The following is an 18,672-nucleotide window of genomic DNA, read 5'->3' on the forward strand; positions in this document are numbered from 1 at the left end:
CCGAGAACTCTTAACCACACTATGCAGCAAGGGAGTTGACCGACGATGCGTATCGCGTTCCTGGTGGCGCCCGAGGGGACCGAGCAGATCGAACTGACCGACCCCTGGCAGGCGGTGCGGGACGCGGGCGGCGAACCCGTGCTCGTATCGACGAAGCAGGGTGAGATCCAGGCCTTCGACCACCTCGACAGGGCGGACAAGTTCGCGGTCGACAAGACGGTGGCGTCCCTCGGGGCGTCGGCGGACGGCTTCGACGCGCTGGTGCTGCCGGGTGGCGTGGCCAACCCGGACCAGCTGCGCACGGACCCCGACGCGGTCTCGTTCGTACGGGACTTCTTCGACCGGGGACTGCCGGTCGCGGCGATCTGCCACGCGGCGTGGACGCTGGTCGAGGCGGACGTGGTCCGCGACCGCACGCTGACCTCGTACCCGAGCCTGGCCACCGACATCCGCAACGCGGGCGGCACCTGGGTCGACGAGCAGGTGAAGGTCTGCACGGCCGGGCCGAACGTGCTGGTGACCAGCCGCCGCCCGGACGACCTCAAGGCCTTCGACGCGGCGCTGCTGAAGCAGGTCAGCGGCACCTGAGGCGGCGTTCCGCCCCAACGTACCCACGACTTTCAGGAGGCAGCCATGGACCTCGCGTTCCTCCACCCCCTGTGCAATCGCCCCGGCCCCTGGGCCTCCGTGTACGTCGACACGTCACGGCACAACGAATCCACCCCGGACGAACGGTCGTTGGAGGCGCAGGGCGTACAGCGCGCACTCGCCGCGGCCGGTGCGGACGAGGCGACGTGTCATGCGATGCGGTCCGCGGTCGAGGATCTGCGGCACTCGCGCGAACCGGTCGGCCGGGCCTTCTTCGGACGCGAGGGCGAGGTCGTCCTCGACCCGCCGCTGAGCACACCGCCGGGGCAGACGTCGGCGCGCTGGGCGGCGCTGCCGCACACGACGCCGCTGCTCGACCTCGCGGGCGAGGACCCGCTGTGCCTGGTCGCGTACGTCGACCGCACCGGCGCCGACTTCGAACTGCGCTCCGCACGCGGGGAGTCGTCGGAGCGGCACTTCCAACTGCGCGTGGAGAACACCTGGGAGCACAACGCCGGTGAGATCGCGGGGGCGTTGGAGCGCTGCCGGGCCGAGACCCGGGCCGATCTCGTGGTCCTGGTCGGCGACGACCGGGAGTGCGTCGCCGTACGGGACCGGCTCCCCGCCGGTCCGCACGGCTCGGTCGTCCGCGCCCGGCACGGGGCGGGGAGCCGCCTCCTCGACGGCGAGCTGGAGCAGGCCAGGGCGGAACAGGTGGCGGAGCGCGCCGCGCACGACCTGGCGCTGTTCGCCGAGGCGCGCGGTCAGGGCGAAGCCGCGGCGGAGGGCGTGCCGGCGTTGGTGGACGCGGCGCGTGAGCACCGGATCGCGGAGCTGCTGATCCGCTCGGACGGGTCCGACGCGCACCGTGAGGTGTGGGTGGGCGACAGCCCGGACCAACTCGGCGTGCGCCGGGCCGATGCGGAGGCGCTCGCGCTCGGGGCGGGTGAGGTGGTGTCGGCGAGGGCCGATGATGCGCTCATGCGGTGTGCTGCCGCGAGTGGGGCCGGTGCGTTGTCGGTGGCCGGCTCCGACCCCTCGGCGGGACCGGCGGGCGGCCTCGGAGCGCTCTTGCGCTGGTCCGAGTAGCGTTCGGGGCTCTGCCCCGGACCCCGCTGGCTCTCGTCACAAGAGCGGGGCTTAATAACAGCCCCGCTGGCGTTTGAGGCGCGGGGTCCGGGGCGGAGCCCCGAAGCTACCGGGAACGGGCCACCCGGCGTTCGTCCCAGACCGGCTCCGGCGTCTCGCGGACGTGGCCGTCCGAGCCGAAGACCAGGTAGCGGTCGAAGGACCTGGCGAACCAGCGGTCGTGCGTGACCGCGAGGACCGTGCCGTCGAAGGACTCCAGGCCCTCCTGAAGCGCCTCCGCCGACTCCAGGTCGAGGTTGTCCGTGGGCTCGTCCAGCAACAGCGCGGTCGCGCCCTCGAGTTCGAGCAGCAGGATCTGGAAGCGGGCCTGCTGGCCCCCCGACAGACGCTCGAACTTCTGCTCGGCCTGCGCCGTCAGCTCGTAGCGGCGAAGCAGGGACATCGCCGCCCCCTTGTCCTTCGCGTGGTCGCGCCACAGGATGTCGAGGAGCGGCCGGCCCTGGAGCTCGGGGTGGGCGTGGGTCTGGGCGAAGTGCCCCGGCACGACGCGCGCGCCGAGCTTCCACGCACCCGTGTGCCCCACGGAGTCGTCGCCCGCGAGCAGCCGCAGGAAGTGCGACTTCCCCGAGCCGTTCGATCCGAGGACCGCGACCCGCTCGCCGTAGAAGACCTCCAGCGAGAAGGGCTTCATGAGGCCGGTGAGCTCGAGGTTCGCGCAGGTGACCGCCCTGATGCCGGTGCGGCCGCCCTTCAGGCGCATCGTGATGTCCTGCTCGCGCGGCGGCTCCGGCGGCGGGCCCGCCTCCTCGAACTTGCGCAGGCGCGTCTGCGCCGCCGCGTACCGGGAGGCCATTTCGTGGCTGACGGAGGCCGCCTGCCGCAGGTTGACCACGAGCTTCTTCAGCTGCGCGTGCTTCTCGTCCCAGCGGCGGCGCAGCTCCTCGAAGCGCGCGAAACGCTCCTGGCGTGCCTCGTGGTACGTCGAGAAACCCCCGCCGTGCACCCACGCGTCGGCCCCGCCGGGGCTCGGCTCGACGCTGACGATCTTCTCCGCGGAGCGGGCGAGCAGCTCCCGGTCGTGGGAGACGAACAGGACCGTCTTACGGGTCTCGCGGAGCTTCTCCTCCAGCCAGCGCTTGCCGGGGACGTCCAGGTAGTTGTCCGGCTCGTCCAGGAGGAGGACCTCGTCCGTGCCGCGCAGCAGCGCTTCCAGGACGAGACGCTTCTGTTCGCCGCCCGAGAGGGTGCTCACCTCGCGGAACTGGGCCTTGTCGTACGGCATGCCGAGCGCGGCCGTCGTGCACATGTCCCAGAGGGTCTCCGCCTCGTAGCCCTGTGCCTCGGCCCAGTCGGAGAGTGCCTGCGCGTACGACATCTGCGCGGCCTCGTCGTCGACGGTCATGATCAGGTGCTCGGCCTCGTCGACCGCCTTCGCCGCCTCCCGGATACGCGGCGTGGACACCGATACGAGGAGGTCGCGGACGGTCGTCTCGTCGCGCACCGAGCCCACGAACTGGCGCATCACGCCGAGGCCGCCGCCGACCGTGACCGAGCCGCCGTGCGGCCGCAGCTCGCCGGAGATCAGCCTCAGCAGGGTCGTCTTGCCCGCTCCGTTCGGCCCGACGAGCGCGACGACCGCGCCCTCGCCGACCCGGAACGAGACATCGCCCAGCAGCGCCCTCCCGTCGGGGAGGTAGTACTCAAGGTGTGCCGCTTCCAGATGTCCCATGATCCCGCATTCTGGACGCCCGTGCGGGTGACGGGCAAACGCATTGTCCGGGCAGGGTCGGGTGCGGGCCACCTGCCGGGGTAGTCGTGACCCATGCCTAAGCTGAAGCCGTTCTCTTCGGGTCCGACCTTTGACACGTCGCCGCCGGTGCCTCCGACGCTGCGCGACCGGCTCGCCGCCCTCGATCTGCGCGTCTTCGAGTTCGCCGCGGGGGCGCGCTGGCCGGGGGCCGAGCGGATCCTGCCGCGCCTGAGCAGGTCCGCGAACCACGGTGTGCTGTGGTTCGCGGTGGGCGGGGCGCTCGCCGTGTCCGGGTCGCCGCGCGCCCGCCGGGCCGCCGTCCGCGGAGTCGCGTCCCTCGCGCTCGCCTCGGCCACCATCAACACGCTCGGGAAGCGCTCGGTGCGCAGGGCGCGGCCCGCACTCGACCCGGTGCCCCTGGTGCGCCGCCTGAAGCGGCAGCCGTTCACGACGTCGTTCCCCTCCGGGCACGCGGCCTCGGCCGCGGCCTTCGCGACGGGCGTGGCGCTGGAGTCCCGCACCCTCGGCGCGCTCGTCGCCCCCGTGGCGTTCTCGGTGGCGGCATCCCGCGTCTACACCGGCGCCCACTTCCCCGCCGACGTCCTCGCGGGCGCGGCCCTCGGCGCGGGTGCGGCGTTCGCGGTGCGCGGTCTGGTGCCGACCCGCGACCAGCTGCCGGCACCCGGCCGCCCCCTGGTGGACGACGTGCCGGCTCTGCCGGGCGGCGAGGGCCTGGTGATGATCGTCAACAGCGGGGCGGGCACCCCGGAGCGGGCGCGGGCCCTGCGGGACGCGCTGCCGCACGCCGAATACATCGAGTGCACCGGGGACGAGCTCGAGCAGCAGCTGGACAAGGCGGCGCCGCGCGCCCGCGCGCTCGGCATCTCGGGCGGCGACGGCTCCGTGAACACGGCCGCGCGGGTGGCGCTCCGGCACGACCTGCCGCTCGCGGTGCTGCCCGGCGGCACCCTCAACCACTTCGCGTACGACCTCGGCATCGAGGACACCGGTGATCTGGTGGGTGCCGTCGAGGGCGGGCACGCGGTCGCCGTGGACGTGGGCCGATTCAGGTCCGACAGCGGTTCCGGGATCTTCCTCAACACCTTCAGCCTGGGCGCCTATCCGGAGCTGGTGCGGGAGCGGGAGAAGTGGTCGGGGCGGCTCGGCGGGCGCCTCGCGGACGTCGTGGCGGCGCTGTACGTGCTGCGCCGCGACCATCCGCTGACCATTGAACTCCAGGGCAGGCGGCGGCCGTTGTGGCTGTTGTTCGCGGGGAACTGCACGTACCGGCGGATGGGCCTGACGGCCGGTCGGCGCGCGAACCTGGCCGACGGCCTGCTCGACGTGCGCACGGTGGACGGCGGCCGGCTGCCCGGCCTGCGGCTGCTCGCTGCGGCCCTCTCGGGCCCGCTGTCCCGCTCGCCGTTCCACGCGGCGACCCGCCTGACGCGGCTGCGGGTGGACGGTGTCGCACCCGGCACCCCGCTCGCCTACGACGGTGAAGTCACCGAGTGCGGCGGGGAGTTGTGGGTGGACAAGGAGCACGAAGGGCTGCGCGTGTACCGGCCGCACTCGCCGCTCTGACCCGACCCTCGGTCCACTATTCAAGACGGGTATCTCACAATACGGCTGGCGGGCGTACCGTGATCGGACCGTCGGGGGCAGGCGCCCCTGGCGGTCCGCCGTACGTGAAGGGATCGAGTCATGCCGCAGGAGACCGCCGTATACACCCACGGACACCACGAGTCCGTGCTCCGCTCGCACACCTGGCGCACCGCCGCCAACTCGGCGGGCTACCTGCTCGATTCACTCAAGCCGCACATGAAGATCCTGGACATCGGCTGCGGACCCGGCACCATCACGGCCGACCTGGCGGCGCTGGTTCCCGACGGGCATGTCACCGGCGCCGACCACGCCGAGGGCATCCTGGACCAGGCGCGCGCCACGGCCGCCGAACGGGGCCTGACCAACGTCGACTTCACCACGGCGGACGTGCACGCGCTGGACTGGCCGGACGACACGTTCTGCGTCGTGCACGCGCACCAGGTGCTGCAGCACGTGGGCGATCCGGTGCAGGCGCTGCGCGAGATGCGCCGGGTGACGAAGCCTGGCGGGATCATCGCCGTACGGGAGTCCGACTACGCGGCGTTCTCCTGGTTCCCGCGGCTGCCCGCCATGGACGACTGGCTGGACCTGTACGAGCGGGTCACCCGCGACAACGGCGGCGAACCGGACGCCGGGCGCTTCCTGAAGTCATGGGCTCTGAAGGCCGGTTTCGCGCCGGAGGACCTCACGTGCTCCGCCGGTACGTGGTGCTACTCGACGCCCGAGGAGATCGCCTGGTGGAGCGGGCTGTGGGCGGACCGCACGCTGGCCTCCTCGTACGCCGAGCGGGCGACGAGCGGCGGGCACGCGACGCCCGAGCAGCTCGACGCCGTGTCGCAGGCGTGGCGGGAGTGGGGCACGCACGAGGACGCGTGGTTCGGTGTGCTGCACGGGGAGATCCTCTGCCGCAAGCCCCGCTGACCGGGCGCAGGTTCAACCGCGGGGCAGCAGCGGGCCCAGCGGTCCGAGGTCGATGTTCAGGTCCTCGGGCCGCAGCCCGTACCGCTCACGCAGCTGCTCCATGCGGTCCTCCAGAAGCATCAGGGTCAGCCCGACCCGCTCCTCCTGGTCCTCCGTCAGATCACCGGTGTCGAAGCGGCGGACCGCCTGCCGCTCCATGAGCTGGCGCAGCAGCTCGACGAGGGTGAGGACGAGCTTCATCAGGTCGCGCTCGACCGTGTCGTGGTCCAGTTCGATGCGGCGTCGTTCACTCACCGTCCATCACCTCCGGCCAGGGCGAGGGCACTTGCTCGTTCACCGAGCTGATCAGGGCGTTGAGATCGATGCGCACCAGGTCGACGTCGGCGATGCGCAGGGTGACGTCCCCGGCGAGGACGACGCCGCCCGCGAGCAGCCGGTCGAGGAGGTCGACCAGGGCGATCTCGCGCCGTTCGACGACCGTCACGTGTCCGCCTCCTGCTCTTCCGCCGTGAACGAGTAGCCCGCCCACGGCCCGGTCAGTTCGACCCGCAGATCCGGCTCGCGGCCCTTGGTCGCGTCGACCCGCTCCACGAACTCCTCCGCGCCCGAACGCTCCACGAGATACGCCGCGTTGAGCACGTTCATGCCGCTGGCGCGGGAGAGTTCCGGGTTCTGCGGCGGGTGGATCCGGGTGTGCGCGGCGTGCCGGGACAGCTCGTCGTGCAGCTCCTGCGCGAAGCGTTCGGCGCGCCGCCAGGTGTCGTCGCGCGCGGTGCGCTCGGCGCGGCGGCGGCGCAGGTAGTCACGGCCGGAGGCGGCCGGAGCGGGCGCCGGAGCCGGGGTCCCGGGCTCCTCGACGTACACCTTCACGCCCCACTCCACACGCCCCGCGAGGCGGTCGAGGCCCGTGCGAAAGCGCCGCTCCTCCTGCTCCATCATGAGCCGTACGCCGCTGTCGTCACGGAAGACCGTGGCGAGGCGCAGCGGGAGCGGGCTGGTGACCGTGGTGAGTGCGGCGATCACGTTCTGGTGGGCGCGGGCCGTCTCGGTGAGCCAGTCCAGGTCCTCCAGGTGGGACCGGAGCGGGGCCTCGGCGAAGTCCCGCTCCGGCACGGAGCCGACGACCGCGACGAGGCCCCGGTGCTCCAGCTGCCGGGGCGGGGCGCCCGCCACGCCGGTGAGTTCGGCCTGGAGCGGGGCGCCGAGCGGGTGGCACACGGCGTACACGTAGCGCAGCTCGTGCGGTTCGTCCGTGGTCACGCCGACCCCCTCTTCCTCTCGCTCTTCCTCTCGGCCGGTTCACCTTCGGTGAGTTCGTCGAGTTCGGCGATGCGCTGCTTCAACTCGGCGTTCTCCCTCGCGAGTTCCTTGCGGCGGGCGCCCGAGGAGAGGGCCGGGTCGTCCTCCCACCAGTCGATGCCCATCTCCTTGGCCTTGTCGATCGAGGCGACGATGAGGCGCAGTTTGATGGTGAGCAGTTCGATGTCGAGCAGGTTGATCCGGATGTCGCCCGCGATGACGATGCCCTTGTCGAGGACGCGTTCCAGGATGTCGGCGAGGTTGGCCCCGCCTTCACCCCGGTAGGGCTCGGGGAAGCGGCTCGCCGTCGTCATCGGCGGGCCCCGCTCCCGGCGTGCTCCCGCTCGGGCTCCTCCTCGCCCTCGTCCTCGTCCTCGTACTCCTCGTAGTCGGCCTCGGGCTCCTCGGCCGGTTCCTCGTCGACGTCCGGTTCCTCGTCCGCCTCGTCGGCCTCGTCTTCGTAGCCCTCGGACTCATCGGAGTCGTACGCGTCGGACGGCTTGTCCTCCAGCTCGCGCTCCTGCTCCTCCTCCTGCTCCTGCTCCTGTTCCTCCTCGGCGAGCGCGTCCTCGTGCGAGAGCACGACCTCGCCCTCCTCGATCTCGCCGCGCCAGCCCTCGGTCTGCTCGCCGCGCAGTGTCACGTACCGCGCGAAGTGCTTGAGGTCGAGACGGGCCCTGCGGCCCTGGGCGCGCCAGATGTTGCCGGTCTTCTCGAAGAGGCCCTTCGGGTAGTACTCGATGAGAAGCAGCACGCGGGTGAGCCGGTCGGCCAGCGGGTGGAAGGAGACGACGCCCTTCGTGGTGCCCTTGGCGCCCTCCGAGGTCCAGGCGATCCGGTCGTCCGGATGCTGGTCGGTGGTGTGCGCCTTCCAACTCCGGTTGGACCAGAAGACCTTGAGCTGCCAGTCGGAGGTGACGTCGTCGGCGCGGTTCGCGTTCTTGACGCCCTTCGCGAAGGTGCTGAAGTCCTGGTACTGCGTCCACTGGTCGTAGGCCGTGCGCAGATCGACGCCGACGTCGACGAACTCCATGATGACGGTGGGCTTCTTGCCCGCGCCGCCCTTGCGCTTGCCCTTGCCACCCTTGCCGGCGAGCCCCTTGAAGGCGCCCACGACGTTGTCCTTGAGGTGGCCCGCACCGAGCTCCACCGCGCTGCGCAGCGGCCCCTTGCCCTCGGCGAGCTTGCGGCCGCCGTCGAGCGCGAGCTTGGCGAAGCCGGGGCTGTTGCCGTCGGCGATGTCGTTCAGCTTCACGGTGGTCTCGCCGAGCCTGCGGCCCGCGCCCATGAGCATCCGCTGGGCCTGGGCGGCGAGGTACTCCTGCAGTTCCGACTTGAGGTGGTCGGCCGCCTCGCTCTTGGCGAGGCCGCCGAGCGCGTCGTTCGCGCGGTCAGCCACGGCTCCGGCCTCCCTTCGCGGCGGTCGTCCTGGCGGCGGTCGTCTTCTTGGCCGCGGTCTTCTTGGGCCCCTGCGGCCTCGCGGCGCGCTTCTTCGCGGGCGCCTTCTTGGCGGCCGACTGCTGCGCGCTCCTGGCCGCCGCGGGACGGCGGTCCTCCTCGGACCGTTCCTCGGCCTCTTCCTCGCCTTGGGCCGCGGCCTCGGCCTCAGCCTCGTCGTCGGCCCGGTCCTCGTGGCCGGCGTACTCCTCGTCCTCGTACTCCTCTTCGTCGTTCCCGCGGCCACGGCGACGGCCCGACGCGACGTCGGTGACCCGCTCCCCCGCGTCCCGTACGTCGTCCACGTCCGGGGCGACGCCCGAGATCTGGTCGCGGACACCCTGCGTACGGTCGTGCAGGCGCCCCGCGATGCCCTCGATCTGGCGCTCGACGAGCGCGCCCGACGCCGCCTTTCCGACGCCGCGCAGATCCTCGCGCAGCTGGTCGCCGATCTCCTTGAACTGCGGGTTGTTCTGCAACTGGGTGGTCACCATGTCGGCGAGCGCATGCGGACTCAGGTTCAGCCGTTTACCGGCCACCATCGTGCCGACGGCGATCGCCAGCTTCATCTTCTTCGTACGTCCGAGGACGTATCCGGCCCCTATCGCGAGGCCGAGCGCTGTTCGGTTCAAGGTCCCTCCAGACGGTCGAGGAGCTCGTCCTCGACGCGGTCGAACGTGTCCTGGTCGATCTCGCCGGACACCAACTGCTCTTCCAGGCGGGCGAGTTCGGCGCGTACGGCCGCCGGGTCGTAGTACTGCCGCTCTGCTTCGGTGAGCACCTGCTGCACGGCCCAGAGGGACCCGCGTACCGGAGCGAGCGGCAGCAACAGCAGCTCCGAGATGAGGCCCATGGGCTCAGTCCGTCGCGGCCGCGGGCTCCGAGGGGCCCGGTTCGACGAAGCTGTACGGGGGCAGCGGCCCGTTGACCGTGAGGTCGAGGTACGGGTGGCTGCGGCGCAGTTCCTCGACGGCGGCGAGGAAGTGCTCGGCCGCCTTCCTGTCGACGAGGAACGAGAGGTTGGCAAGCCAGCCCGTGCTCTCGGGTCCCGTCGACATCGCGGAGGCCGCGGGTTCGAGCAGGTGCTGGAGCTCGATCGCGTCCTCGGCCTCGCGGGCCTGCACGGCGGACACGACGAGCTCGCCGAGCCGCAGCCGGTCCTCATAACTGCCGCCGCCCGCCTGCCTGTTGGCCTCGGTGACGGTGCGGACCTCGGGGTTGTCGACCATCACCTGGTGCAGCACCGCTTCCTCGTCGTGCTGCGCCTTGACGTTGTACTCGACCTTGCCGTCGAGCTCCCGCAGCCGTTCCTGGTAGTGGTCCGCGCGCTCGGCGAGCACCGCCGAGACCGACTCGTCGTCGGGGGCGAGGGAACCGAACCGCATCGGCAGCACCGGCCCCCCGGCGCCCGCCTCGGAGAGCACGCTCTGGTGGGCGAGCAGATCGCGGCGCTTGGGGCGCAGGCCTTCGGGGGCCTCGCTGACGAGCGCCGCGAGCGAGCCCTCCTTGACGACGCGCACCTCGCGCGCCGGCTCGCCGATGCCGCCCATGCCGACGGGCAGGGAGGGGTGTTCGGAACTCGCGATGGCATAGATGTACGTGCTGCTGCTCACTCCTGCTCCTCCTTACGGCGGCTCGTGGTGGACCTGCGGCTGCCGGAACCGGATCGCCTCGGCTCGGCCTGCCCCTCCTCGCGGGCCTGGTTGAAGGCGTCGGAGACGGTCTGCGCGGCGCCCGAGAGCGCGCCCTTGGACTTGCCGCGCGCGCCGGACTCGGTCATCTCGCCGACCAGGTCGGGCAGTCCGGGATTGCGCTTGGGGCCCGCTTCGAGGTCGAGCCTGTTGCAGGCTTCCGCGAAGCGGAGGTAGGTGTCGACGCTGGCGACGACGACCCTGACGTCGATCTTCAGGATCTCGATGCCGACCAGCGAGACACGGACGAACGCGTCGATGACGAGCCCGCGGTCCAGGACGAGTTCGAGAACGTCGTACAGGCCACTGGTGCCGCCACCGCCACCGCCTTGCTGTGCGGGGACAACGGTCATGGAGGCATGTCCTCCCTGTCTGTGTGTGTAGTACGCGGTTCGAGGCGGGGCGCGACGACCTAGTGACTGCCCGGCCTGTGTGCCGGCTCGGAGCGTCCGCGTTCGTAGCGGCGGACGCGGCGGTAGCCGGTCAGGACGCCTTGCGGGTCCAGGGTCACCTGGTAGCTCGCCAGCAGGCTCATGGTGTCGGGGACCCGGGCCAGTTCAAGGACCTCGATCTCCAACTCCCATCCGTCCTCCGTGCGTTCGAAGGACGACACGGTCTCGGCCGCCATACCGGTGAGCTCCGCCAGCTGGGTGCGCGCTTCGCGCAGCACCACCATCGGGCCCGGTGTGCCGCTCGCCTCGGTGGTCCTGTCGTCGCCGCGCTTACGCTCCGACGACGCTTGCGTCTTGTTTGTGTCTGTCATGGCAGCCTCGGTCACCGAGTCTCCACAACTACTGGGGACAAACCTCAACTGCCTTGCCGTGACCGGAGTTTGCTCCAGGCGGGGCCGAGCGAGCGGCCCCTGCCGAGCAGGCCGTCCCACGGGTTGGTGCGGGCCTGCTCGACGGCGTTCGCGATGGTCCAGTGCCGGGCGTCGACCGCGGGGGCGCCGAGCTGTTGCCAGGTCAGGGGTGTCGCCACGGGGGCGCCCGGTTTGGCGCGCACCGAGTACGGCGCGACGGCCGTCTGGGCGTAGGCGTTGCGCAGTACGTCCAGGAAGAGGCGGTCGCCGCGGTCCTTCTTGCGCGGGGCCGTGGTGAGCGCGTCGGGGTGTTCGGCGGCGAGCGTGTCGGCGACCTGCCGTGCGAAGTCCCGCACCTCGTCGAAGTCCTGGCTCCTGTCGAGGGGTACGACGACGTGGACACCGCGGGATCCCGTGGTCATCGGGGCGCTGGGCAGGCCCAGGTCGTCCAGCATCCCGTGCGTCAGGCGGGCCGCCTCGCGCACGGTCTCGAAGTCGTCCACGGACGGGTCGAGGTCGAAGACGAGCCGGTCGGGGTGGTCGATGTCGTCGGCGCGGGACAGCCATCGGTGCAGGGTGAGGGCGGCCTGGTCGACGAGGAAGATCAGGGTGGCCGTGTCGTCGCACACGGTGTGGGTGACCGTGCCGCCCTCCTTCGGCACCTCCGCGCGGTGGATCCAGTCCGGGTAGTGGTCCGGGGTGTCCTTCTGCATGAACCGGGGGCCTTCGAGGCCGTCGGGGTGACGTTCGAGCATCAGGGGGCGGTGGCGGAGGTGAGGGAGCATGAACGGGGCGATGGCGCGGTGGTAGTCGGCGAGGTCGGCCTTGGTGATGCCGTCCGGCAGCAGCACCTTGCGCGGGCGCTGGACTTCTACGGTCCGGTGATCCGTCATCGCGGGCCTCCATCCTGTTGCGCGGCAACGGTGTTCCGGCCACGGGGCTCCGCCCCGGACCCCGCGCCTCAATCGCCGGCGGGGCTTGAAAGGCCTGCTCAATCGCCGCAGGGGCTTGAACTGCCTGCTCAAACGCCGCAGGGGCTTGATTTGGCTCAAGTCACGCCGAGGCCTATCAAGACCCGTCGGCGGTGGGCATTTTCAGCCCCGCCGGCGTTTGAGGCGCGGGGTCCGGGGCGGAGCCCCGATCTTTCCAGCCCCGCCGGCGTTTGAGGCGCGGGGGCTGGGGCGGAGCCCCAGGGGCGTGACCGCGGGGTTATGAGGTCATGGCGTGTTCGACCAGGAGGCCGACCGCGGCGACGATTCCGGTCGCGTCGATACCGGCCGCCGCCAACTGCTCGGCCGGCGTCGCAGACCCCGGCACCGTACGCACACCCAACCGGGCGAACCGCGGAGCCGGCTCCGCGGCGGAGAACGCCTCGGCCACCGCATCCCCGATGCCACCCTGCTCCCGGTGATCCTCCACCGTGAGCAGACACCCGGTGGCCCGCGCAGCCTCCCGCAGAGTCTCCCGGTCGACCGGCTTCACCGAGTACAGGTCGATCACCCGGACCGGGATACCCGCCGCCGCCAGCTCGTCCGCCGCCTTCAGCGCCTCGTGGACCGTGACACCCGCCGCGACGACCGTCACCCGGTCGCCGTCCCCGGAGCGCAGCACCTTGCTGCCGCCCACCGGGAAGTCCTCGTGCGGCGGATAGATCACCGGCGCCGCACCGCGCGAGGTGCGCAGGTAGCGGATGCCGGTCAAGTCGGCCATACCGGCGACGAGTTGGGCGGTCTGGTTGGCGTCGCAGGGGTAGAGGACGGTGGTGTCGGGGATGGCGCGGAACATCGCCAGGTCCTCCAGGCCCATCTGGGACGGACCGTCCTGCCCGATCGCGACGCCCGCGTGCGAGCCGACGAGGTTGATGTCCGCGCCGCTGATGGACGCCATCCGGATGAAGTCGTGGGCGCGGGTCAGGAACGCCGCGAAGGTCCCCGCGTACGGCAGCCACCCACGGGCGCTCAACCCCACACTCGTGGCGACGAGTTGCTGTTCGGCGATGTAGCACTCGCCGTACCGCTCGGGGTGTTCCTTGGCAAACATCTCCGTGCGCGTGGAGTCGCCGACCTCGCCGTCGAGCGCGACGACATCGCCGCGCGCGGAACCGAGGGCGACGAGCGCCTGACCGTACGCGTCGCGGGTGGCGACCTCGTCGCCGACGTCGAAGCGGGGCAGGTCGAGGCGTCCGCCGCGCACCGCGTGCAGGGTGCGCGCGGCCGGCGGCGCCTGCACCGACACACGTACGCCGCGGTCGCCGCCGAGCTCCTCGATGGCCTCCGCGGCGTCCGGCAACGGCTTGCCGTGCGCGCCCTCGCGGTCCTCCACCGCCGCGACGCCCTTGCCCTTGAGGGTGCGGGCGATGATCGCCGTGGGCCGGCCGACGGTCGACGCGGCCTCCGCGTACGCGCGGTCGATCTCCGCCACGTCGTGCCCGTCGACGACGATGGTGTGCCAGTCGAAGGCCTTGAAGCGGCGGGCGTAGGCGTCGAGGTCGTGGCCGTGCCGGGTGGGTCCGCGCTGGCCGAGCCGGTTGACGTCGACGATCGCGGTGAGGTTGTCGAGCTGCTCGTACCCGGCGTACTCGGCGGCCTCCCACACGGAGCCCTCCGCCATCTCACTGTCGCCGCACAGGACGTACACCTGGTAGCCGACCCGGTCGAGCCGCTTGCCCGACCAGGCGATACCGGCCGCGACCGGGAGCCCCTGGCCGAGCGATCCTGTGGCCGTCTCGACCCAGGGCAGGGCCCGCGGCGTCGGATGGCCCTCGAGCCGGCTGCCGAGCTTGCGGAAGGTGAGCAACTCGGCGTCGCTGAGGGCGCCTGCCGCCTTGTAGGAAGCGTAGAGCAGCGGCGACGCGTGGCCCTTGGAGAGGACGAAGCGGTCGTTGCCGGGGTGGGCGGGGCGGTCGAAGTCGTAGCGGAAGTGGCGGCCGAGGAGAACGGCCATCAGGTCGGCGGCGGACATCGAGGAGGTGGGGTGCCCGGAGCCCGCGGCGTCGGCCGCGCGGACCGAGTCGACCCTCAACTGCTGCCCGAGGGCGTGGAGTTCGGTGTCACTGTACGTGGTGGTGGTCACGGGGAACCTCCGTTGCGCTTGCTGTCGTCGGGTACGCGTGCCAGTTCCGGCGCCGCCGAGTCGAGCGGCACGGACCAGGAGCGGACGAGGCCCAACTGCACTGCCTGGCGCGGCAGTACGGAGTCGAGCAGCCAGTCCGCGGCGACCCGCACCCGGTTTCCGGGCATCGCGGCCAGGTGGTAGCCGCGGGTGACGGCGCCCGCGAGCGGACCGGACAGCGGTACGCCGAGCGGGTTCGCCGCTGCCTGCACACCGCCGAGGTCGACGGTGAAGCCGAGGTCCTTGTGCCGGTACTCGCGGCGCTCCCCCTTGCCGAGGGACGCGGCGACGTTCAGGCCCGCGACGCGCCCCTGCCGCCAGGCGTGCTGCGCGGTCATGGGTGTGTAGTCGCCCGGTTTCTCCAGGTCGGGCACCGCTGCCGCGTCCCCGCACGCGAACACCTCGGGGTGTCCCGGCACGTTCAGATACGGGTCGACGAGCAGTCGGCCGCGTTCGAGGGGCCGCCCGAGTTCGGCGACGAGCGGATCGGGGCGGACGCCGACGCACCACACGAGCGTACGGGTGTCGACGAATTCGCCGTCGTCCAGCAGGACTCCGTCCTTCGTGGCCTCCTTCACGGAGGTCTTGGGCCGTATCTCGACGCCGCGTCGGCGCAGCACGCTGTCGGCGGTCCGCGAGAGGTGCTGATCGAGCTCCGGCAGGACGCGCGGCGCGAGGTCGAGCAGCATCCAGCGCGGGCGCATGCCGTGCCGCAGCGGCTGCTTCTTCACGAGCGCGTCGGTCAACAGCTGCCCCTGCGCGGCGACTTCGGTGCCGGTGTAGCCGGCGCCGACCACGACGAAGGTGCAACGTGCCCGGCATTCCTCCGGGGTGTCGGAGGCCGCGGCGAGCTCGATCTGCCGGGTGACGTGGTCGCGCAGGTACAGCGCCTCGGGCATGCCGCGGAAGCCGTGCGCGTGCTCGGCGACGCCCGGCACCGGCAGCAGCTTGTTCACGCTGCCGACGGCCAGGACGAGGCGGTCGTACTCCAGAGTGCCGCGCCCGCCCTCCGGGTCGGTGTAGGAGACGACCCGCTCGTCGAGGTCCACGCCGTCGGCCTCGCCGAGCACGAGCCGCGCGCGCGGCAGCGTCCCCGAAAGCGACACGGTCACCCGTCGGGGCTCGAGTGTGCCCGCGGCCACCTGCGGCAACAGGGGAAGGTAGAGAAAGTAGTCGGTGGGATTGAGCAGGGTGACATCGGCGGTGTCACGGGCCACCCGCGTCAGCATGCGGGCGGCCCGGTATCCGGCGAAGCCGGCGCCGACGACGACGACTCGGGATCGGCTCACGGTCACGCTCCAGGCGTCGGCGGTGCGGTCGGCATCGGCGGCGCGGTGGGCACCGGGGGCCGTCCGGGCCGTGCCACGCCCCGCAGCACGTACGCCGCGACGGCGAGCACCACGGCGACCACCAGGGCCGCGCCCCAGTCCGGCATGGCGAGGGCGAGGGCGAGGCCGAGCGCGAGCGCCACGGCCGCCCCCGCGTACAGCGCGGCGGCGCCGGCTCCCGCGTACAGGGCGGCCCTGCGTCGCTGCGCCCGCACGTTCGCGGTGAACTCCTCGCGCAGCGTTTCGCGCACGGCGTGCGTGACCCGTCCGGCCAGCTCGTCGGTCAGCTGCTCGTTGATGTGTTCGCCCATGCGTTCCATGCGCGCCGGGTACCCGTGCCCCGCTCCGAGTAACGGCAGGACGTGGCGCCCGCCAACGGCAGGATCTGCCGCCCGCTTCCGTGAAACGATCACGCACTCCCGGCCCGTCCGACTAGGCTCCTCCCCATGGAAATCCTGGGAACCACGCTGCGCATCTGCGTCGAGGACCTGGAGTCCTCGGTCACGTTCTACGAAAGCCTCACCGGCGCCGATGCGCTGCGGTTCGAGCGCGGCGGGGTCTCGGTGGCCGCGGTCGGCTGCTTCCTCCTGATGAGCGGCCCCAAGGCCGAGATCGACGTGCTGCGCAAGGTCGCGGCGACGATCGCGGTCGCCGATGTCGAGGCGGCCGGCTCGCTGCTCACCGCCTCCGGCGCCAAGGTCATCGCGGGCCCGGTGCCGTCCCCGGCGGGCCGCAATCTGATCGCGATGCACCCCGACGGCTCGGTTTTCGAGTACGTGGACCGTCAGGCCCCCGCGGAGAACGCGGAGGCGTAACCACTCGACGTATCCTCGCCCGGGGCACGACGGGCGAAGGACGGTGCATGTGGCGGGCAGCACGACGGGGTCGGACGAGGGGCGCCGGGAGAGGGCGCCCCTGAGCGCGCAGGCGCGGGAGGCGGTGCGGCAACGCATCGTGGACCGCCGCTACCCGATGGGCGCGCGGCTCGTGGAGCGGGAGGTCGCCGAGGAGCTGCGGATGTCCCGGGTCCCGGTGCGGGAGGCGCTGCGCGCGCTCGTCGCCGAGGGACTCCTCGAACTGCTGCCGCGCAGTGGTGTGCGGGTGCGCCGCCTGGAGCGGACCGACGTACGGCATCTGTACGAGGTGTGGGAGCCGCTCGCCGTGCAGGCCTCGCGGCTCGCGGCGCGGGCGCTCACGGCGCAGGACCCGCCCTCCCTCGAACCTCTGCGCGCCTGCCTCGACCGGGCCGAGCGGGCGGCCGCGGCCGACGAGGGCACGCGCGAGGTGGCCGCGCACACCGAGTTCCACGAGGAGATCGTCGCACTCGGCGGAAACCCGCTGCTCGCCCGCACGATGGAGCAGCTGAGCTGGCAGTTGCAGCTGCTGTTCGGGATGCGCGAGGAGCCGGCGCACATGCGGGCGCAGCACGCGGACATCTACCGGCACATCGCGGCGGGCGACGAGGAGCTGGCGGTGGCCAGCTCGCTGCTGCACGTCAGGGACAGCCGGGCGGTCGCCCTGAGGTCGCTGTTCGGCGACACCACTTTGTATACCGAAGGCGAATAGCCCCTCGGATCCCCCGGAGACTCCCCCTCACAAACAGGGCATTAAGCGGCATCGACACGGGCGGCCTTGTCGGGCACTCTCCCCTTGGTATACAAAAAGGCGGGCCAGCTCATCCGACCCGCTTACACCCCCGCCAGGAGCCCCCATGTGCGTCGAGCCCGCCGAGCCGCCGTCCAGCCGACTGACCCGCCGCGGCGTCCTCGCCGCGTCCGCAGCGCTCGCGGGCACCGCGACCGCCCTCGGCTCCGGCGCGGCCACGGCATCCGCCGCACCCCGCCGCCCGGCCGCCGCGCCCCGCGCCGGTGACCTGGTCGTCGACGGCGGCACCCTGCTCGACCCGGCCACCGGCGAGGTGACCGAGGACGCGGTCGTCGTCATCCGCGACGGCGTGGTGCGCGCGGCCGGCGCGCGCGGCCGCGTCGACGTCCCCAAGGACGTGCCGCGCCTCGCCGCGCACGGCCGCTGGGTGCTGCCCGGACTCGTCGACGCGCACATCCACCTCAACACCGCGACCGAGGCCCTCGACGCGGTCCGCAAGGGCGCCACCAGCGCGCGCAGCGGCTCCACGAACTTCTACCAGGACATCGCCGTACGGGAGTTGGCCCGCCAGGCCCCCGAACTGGCGCCCCGCCTGAAGGCCGCCGGCATCTTCGTCACCCCCGACCTCGGCGACACGGTCCTCGGCGACCCGGACCTCACCCCGCTGGCCCGCCTCAAGGACGGCGTCACGTCCGCCGAGGCGCTGCGCCGCGTCGTCGAGGTGAACCTCAAGCGCGGCGCCGACGTCATCAAGACCCGCGTCAACCCGCGTGCGGGCCTCGCCGAGCAGGACCCGCTGGAGCAGGTCTACTCGCGCGAGCAGCTGTCCGTGATCGTCGCGGCCGCCGGGCGCGGCGGCAAGGGCGTGCTCTGCCACAGCTACAGCGAGAAGGGCTGTCACGACGCCGTGCTGGCCGGCATCCACTCCCTGGAGCACGGCGCGTACGTCGGTGAGCGCACGCTGGCCGAGATGCGCCGCCGCGGCACGTTCTTCACCCCGACCCTCGGTGCGATCGCGGGCATGATCGGCTCCGCCGACCCGGTCCTCGACGAGCGCGGACGCACCTATCTGCCGCTGCTCAAGAAGGCGGCCCTCGCCGCGCACGAGATGGGTGTGCCGCTGGCCGCAGGCACGGACTCCTCCGGCGGCACCGTCGACCCGATCGGCGGCGAGGTCGAGCTGATGCACTCGGCCGGGCTCAGCGCGCTCGACGCGATCCGTACGGCCACCACCGGCGCGGCGAAGCTGCTCGGCCTCGACGGCACCGTGGGGCGCCTCACCCGTGGCAGCGCGGGTGACGTGCTGGTCGTCGACGGCGACCCGCTGGCCGACGTGTCGGTGCTCAAGAAGCCGGTGGGTGTGGTGCGTTCGGGCATCACGGTCTGATCGGCGTACACGGTCAGCGGTCACCTGCTCAGCCACCTTCCCCTCGCATTCCCCTCGAA

Annotated in this window: 22 protein-coding genes; 7 read left to right on the top strand and 15 right to left on the bottom strand. The window is 72.1% G+C overall.

Features of this window, described 5'->3' with window-relative positions; all coding sequences use genetic code 11:
• Nucleotides 1-45: 45 nt before the first annotated feature.
• Entirely contained in the window at nucleotides 46-588 is a 543-nt protein-coding gene (locus tag ACIRHA_RS11475; RefSeq protein WP_403843133.1) for a type 1 glutamine amidotransferase domain-containing protein, read from the top strand.
• Nucleotides 589-633: 45 nt separating this feature from the next.
• On the top strand, nucleotides 634-1,677 hold the full coding sequence (locus tag ACIRHA_RS11480; protein ID WP_403843136.1) for a Vms1/Ankzf1 family peptidyl-tRNA hydrolase: 1,044 nt from the start codon (nucleotides 634-636) through the stop codon (nucleotides 1,675-1,677).
• Nucleotides 1,678-1,783: 106 nt separating this feature from the next.
• On the opposite strand, the gene ACIRHA_RS11485 is transcribed toward ACIRHA_RS11480, so the two are convergent.
• The gene (locus ACIRHA_RS11485; protein WP_403843138.1) at nucleotides 1,784-3,406 is read right to left on the bottom strand and encodes an ABC-F family ATP-binding cassette domain-containing protein; all 1,623 of its coding nucleotides are present in this window, start codon (nucleotides 3,404-3,406) and stop codon (nucleotides 1,784-1,786) included.
• A 93-nt stretch (nucleotides 3,407-3,499) separates the two neighbouring features.
• Here ACIRHA_RS11485 and ACIRHA_RS11490 point away from each other — a divergent pair, with 93 nt between their 5' ends.
• Nucleotides 3,500-5,011 carry a bifunctional phosphatase PAP2/diacylglycerol kinase family protein gene (locus ACIRHA_RS11490; RefSeq protein WP_403843141.1) on the top strand — a complete coding sequence of 504 codons (1,512 nt, stop codon included), beginning with the start codon at nucleotides 3,500-3,502 and terminating at the stop codon, nucleotides 5,009-5,011.
• 120 nt (nucleotides 5,012-5,131) lie between these two features.
• Nucleotides 5,132-5,953, top strand: a complete 822-nt coding sequence (locus tag ACIRHA_RS11495) for a class I SAM-dependent methyltransferase (RefSeq protein WP_403843143.1) — start codon at nucleotides 5,132-5,134, stop codon at nucleotides 5,951-5,953.
• 12 nt (nucleotides 5,954-5,965) lie between these two features.
• Here the strand turns inward: ACIRHA_RS11495 and ACIRHA_RS11500 are convergent, their stop codons facing one another.
• The 14 genes from ACIRHA_RS11500 to ACIRHA_RS11565 form a co-directional block, all read right to left on the bottom strand.
• Complete coding sequence (locus tag ACIRHA_RS11500) at nucleotides 5,966-6,247, bottom strand: gas vesicle protein K (protein WP_403843146.1); 282 nt, start codon at nucleotides 6,245-6,247, stop codon at nucleotides 5,966-5,968.
• Nucleotides 6,240-6,437 carry a gas vesicle protein gene (locus ACIRHA_RS11505; protein ID WP_403843148.1) on the bottom strand — a complete coding sequence of 66 codons (198 nt, stop codon included), beginning with the start codon at nucleotides 6,435-6,437 and terminating at the stop codon, nucleotides 6,240-6,242. The genes ACIRHA_RS11500 and ACIRHA_RS11505 overlap by 8 nt, the downstream gene beginning before the upstream one ends.
• Entirely contained in the window at nucleotides 6,434-7,213 is a 780-nt protein-coding gene (locus tag ACIRHA_RS11510; protein ID WP_403843150.1) for a GvpL/GvpF family gas vesicle protein, read from the bottom strand. Before ACIRHA_RS11510 ends, ACIRHA_RS11505 begins: the two co-directional genes overlap by 4 nt.
• Nucleotides 7,210-7,566: a gas vesicle protein gene (locus ACIRHA_RS11515; RefSeq protein WP_403843153.1), complete on the bottom strand. Its 357-nt coding sequence runs from the start codon at nucleotides 7,564-7,566 to the stop codon at nucleotides 7,210-7,212. Before ACIRHA_RS11515 ends, ACIRHA_RS11510 begins: the two co-directional genes overlap by 4 nt.
• On the bottom strand, nucleotides 7,563-8,651 hold the full coding sequence (locus ACIRHA_RS11520; RefSeq protein ID WP_403843156.1) for an SRPBCC family protein: 1,089 nt from the start codon (nucleotides 8,649-8,651) through the stop codon (nucleotides 7,563-7,565). Before ACIRHA_RS11520 ends, ACIRHA_RS11515 begins: the two co-directional genes overlap by 4 nt.
• The gene (locus ACIRHA_RS11525) at nucleotides 8,644-9,321 is read right to left on the bottom strand and encodes a DNA primase (protein ID WP_403843158.1); all 678 of its coding nucleotides are present in this window, start codon (nucleotides 9,319-9,321) and stop codon (nucleotides 8,644-8,646) included. The genes ACIRHA_RS11520 and ACIRHA_RS11525 overlap by 8 nt, the downstream gene beginning before the upstream one ends.
• Nucleotides 9,318-9,542 carry a gas vesicle protein GvpG gene (locus ACIRHA_RS11530; protein WP_403843161.1) on the bottom strand — a complete coding sequence of 75 codons (225 nt, stop codon included), beginning with the start codon at nucleotides 9,540-9,542 and terminating at the stop codon, nucleotides 9,318-9,320. Before ACIRHA_RS11530 ends, ACIRHA_RS11525 begins: the two co-directional genes overlap by 4 nt.
• Before the next feature lie 4 nt (nucleotides 9,543-9,546).
• Nucleotides 9,547-10,302: a GvpL/GvpF family gas vesicle protein gene (locus tag ACIRHA_RS11535; RefSeq protein ID WP_403843163.1), complete on the bottom strand. Its 756-nt coding sequence runs from the start codon at nucleotides 10,300-10,302 to the stop codon at nucleotides 9,547-9,549.
• The gene (locus tag ACIRHA_RS11540) at nucleotides 10,299-10,733 is read right to left on the bottom strand and encodes a gas vesicle structural protein GvpA (RefSeq protein WP_403843166.1); all 435 of its coding nucleotides are present in this window, start codon (nucleotides 10,731-10,733) and stop codon (nucleotides 10,299-10,301) included. Before ACIRHA_RS11540 ends, ACIRHA_RS11535 begins: the two co-directional genes overlap by 4 nt.
• A 59-nt stretch (nucleotides 10,734-10,792) precedes the next feature.
• Nucleotides 10,793-11,143: a gas vesicle protein gene (locus ACIRHA_RS11545; RefSeq protein WP_403843168.1), complete on the bottom strand. Its 351-nt coding sequence runs from the start codon at nucleotides 11,141-11,143 to the stop codon at nucleotides 10,793-10,795.
• A gap of 44 nt (nucleotides 11,144-11,187) precedes the next feature.
• The gene (gene ligD / locus ACIRHA_RS11550; protein WP_403843171.1) at nucleotides 11,188-12,075 is read right to left on the bottom strand and encodes a non-homologous end-joining DNA ligase; all 888 of its coding nucleotides are present in this window, start codon (nucleotides 12,073-12,075) and stop codon (nucleotides 11,188-11,190) included.
• Nucleotides 12,076-12,391: 316 nt separating this feature from the next.
• On the bottom strand, nucleotides 12,392-14,254 hold the full coding sequence (locus ACIRHA_RS11555; protein WP_403843173.1) for a transketolase: 1,863 nt from the start codon (nucleotides 14,252-14,254) through the stop codon (nucleotides 12,392-12,394).
• Nucleotides 14,251-15,582 (bottom strand): NAD(P)/FAD-dependent oxidoreductase, encoded by a 1,332-nt coding sequence (locus ACIRHA_RS11560; protein ID WP_403843176.1) that lies wholly within the window; start codon nucleotides 15,580-15,582, stop codon nucleotides 14,251-14,253. The genes ACIRHA_RS11555 and ACIRHA_RS11560 overlap by 4 nt, the downstream gene beginning before the upstream one ends.
• A gap of 2 nt (nucleotides 15,583-15,584) precedes the next feature.
• Nucleotides 15,585-15,941, bottom strand: coding sequence for a phage holin family protein (locus tag ACIRHA_RS11565; protein WP_403843178.1), 357 nt, complete (start codon nucleotides 15,939-15,941; stop codon nucleotides 15,585-15,587).
• A 126-nt stretch (nucleotides 15,942-16,067) separates the two neighbouring features.
• On the opposite strand from ACIRHA_RS11565, the gene ACIRHA_RS11570 reads away from it, so the two are divergent.
• The 3 genes from ACIRHA_RS11570 (at nucleotide 16,068) to ACIRHA_RS11580 (ending at nucleotide 18,613) form a co-directional block, all read left to right on the top strand.
• On the top strand, nucleotides 16,068-16,436 hold the full coding sequence (locus tag ACIRHA_RS11570) for a VOC family protein (RefSeq protein ID WP_403843181.1): 369 nt from the start codon (nucleotides 16,068-16,070) through the stop codon (nucleotides 16,434-16,436).
• A 49-nt stretch (nucleotides 16,437-16,485) separates the two neighbouring features.
• Nucleotides 16,486-17,187 carry a GntR family transcriptional regulator gene (locus ACIRHA_RS11575; RefSeq protein ID WP_403843183.1) on the top strand — a complete coding sequence of 234 codons (702 nt, stop codon included), beginning with the start codon at nucleotides 16,486-16,488 and terminating at the stop codon, nucleotides 17,185-17,187.
• 145 nt (nucleotides 17,188-17,332) lie between these two features.
• Nucleotides 17,333-18,613, top strand: a complete 1,281-nt coding sequence (locus ACIRHA_RS11580; protein ID WP_403843186.1) for an amidohydrolase family protein — start codon at nucleotides 17,333-17,335, stop codon at nucleotides 18,611-18,613.
• Nucleotides 18,614-18,672 lie beyond the last annotated feature (59 nt).

It is taken from the genome of Streptomyces sp. NPDC102360, assembly GCF_044766085.1.
GTDB lineage: Bacteria > Actinomycetota > Actinomycetes > Streptomycetales > Streptomycetaceae > Streptomyces.

What these genes read in the sequence shown, in the direction of transcription:
- ACIRHA_RS11475 (WP_403843133.1), top strand. Translation starts at nt 46, where the DNA reads ATGCGTATCGCGTTCCTGGTGGCGCCCGAGGGGACCGAGCAGATCGAA.
- ACIRHA_RS11480 (WP_403843136.1), top strand. Translation starts at nt 634, where the DNA reads ATGGACCTCGCGTTCCTCCACCCCCTGTGCAATCGCCCCGGCCCCTGG.
- ACIRHA_RS11485 (WP_403843138.1), bottom strand. Translation starts at nt 3,406, where the DNA reads ATGGGACATCTGGAAGCGGCACACCTTGAGTACTACCTCCCCGACGGG.
- ACIRHA_RS11490 (WP_403843141.1), top strand. Translation starts at nt 3,500, where the DNA reads ATGCCTAAGCTGAAGCCGTTCTCTTCGGGTCCGACCTTTGACACGTCG.
- ACIRHA_RS11495 (WP_403843143.1), top strand. Translation starts at nt 5,132, where the DNA reads ATGCCGCAGGAGACCGCCGTATACACCCACGGACACCACGAGTCCGTG.
- ACIRHA_RS11515 (WP_403843153.1), bottom strand. Translation starts at nt 7,566, where the DNA reads ATGACGACGGCGAGCCGCTTCCCCGAGCCCTACCGGGGTGAAGGCGGG.
- ACIRHA_RS11530 (WP_403843161.1), bottom strand. Translation starts at nt 9,542, where the DNA reads ATGGGCCTCATCTCGGAGCTGCTGTTGCTGCCGCTCGCTCCGGTACGC.
- ACIRHA_RS11540 (WP_403843166.1), bottom strand. Translation starts at nt 10,733, where the DNA reads ATGACCGTTGTCCCCGCACAGCAAGGCGGTGGCGGTGGCGGCACCAGT.
- ACIRHA_RS11545 (WP_403843168.1), bottom strand. Translation starts at nt 11,143, where the DNA reads ATGACAGACACAAACAAGACGCAAGCGTCGTCGGAGCGTAAGCGCGGC.
- ligD (WP_403843171.1), bottom strand. Translation starts at nt 12,075, where the DNA reads ATGACGGATCACCGGACCGTAGAAGTCCAGCGCCCGCGCAAGGTGCTG.
- ACIRHA_RS11565 (WP_403843178.1), bottom strand. Translation starts at nt 15,941, where the DNA reads ATGGAACGCATGGGCGAACACATCAACGAGCAGCTGACCGACGAGCTG.
- ACIRHA_RS11570 (WP_403843181.1), top strand. Translation starts at nt 16,068, where the DNA reads ATGGAAATCCTGGGAACCACGCTGCGCATCTGCGTCGAGGACCTGGAG.
- ACIRHA_RS11580 (WP_403843186.1), top strand. Translation starts at nt 17,333, where the DNA reads ATGTGCGTCGAGCCCGCCGAGCCGCCGTCCAGCCGACTGACCCGCCGC.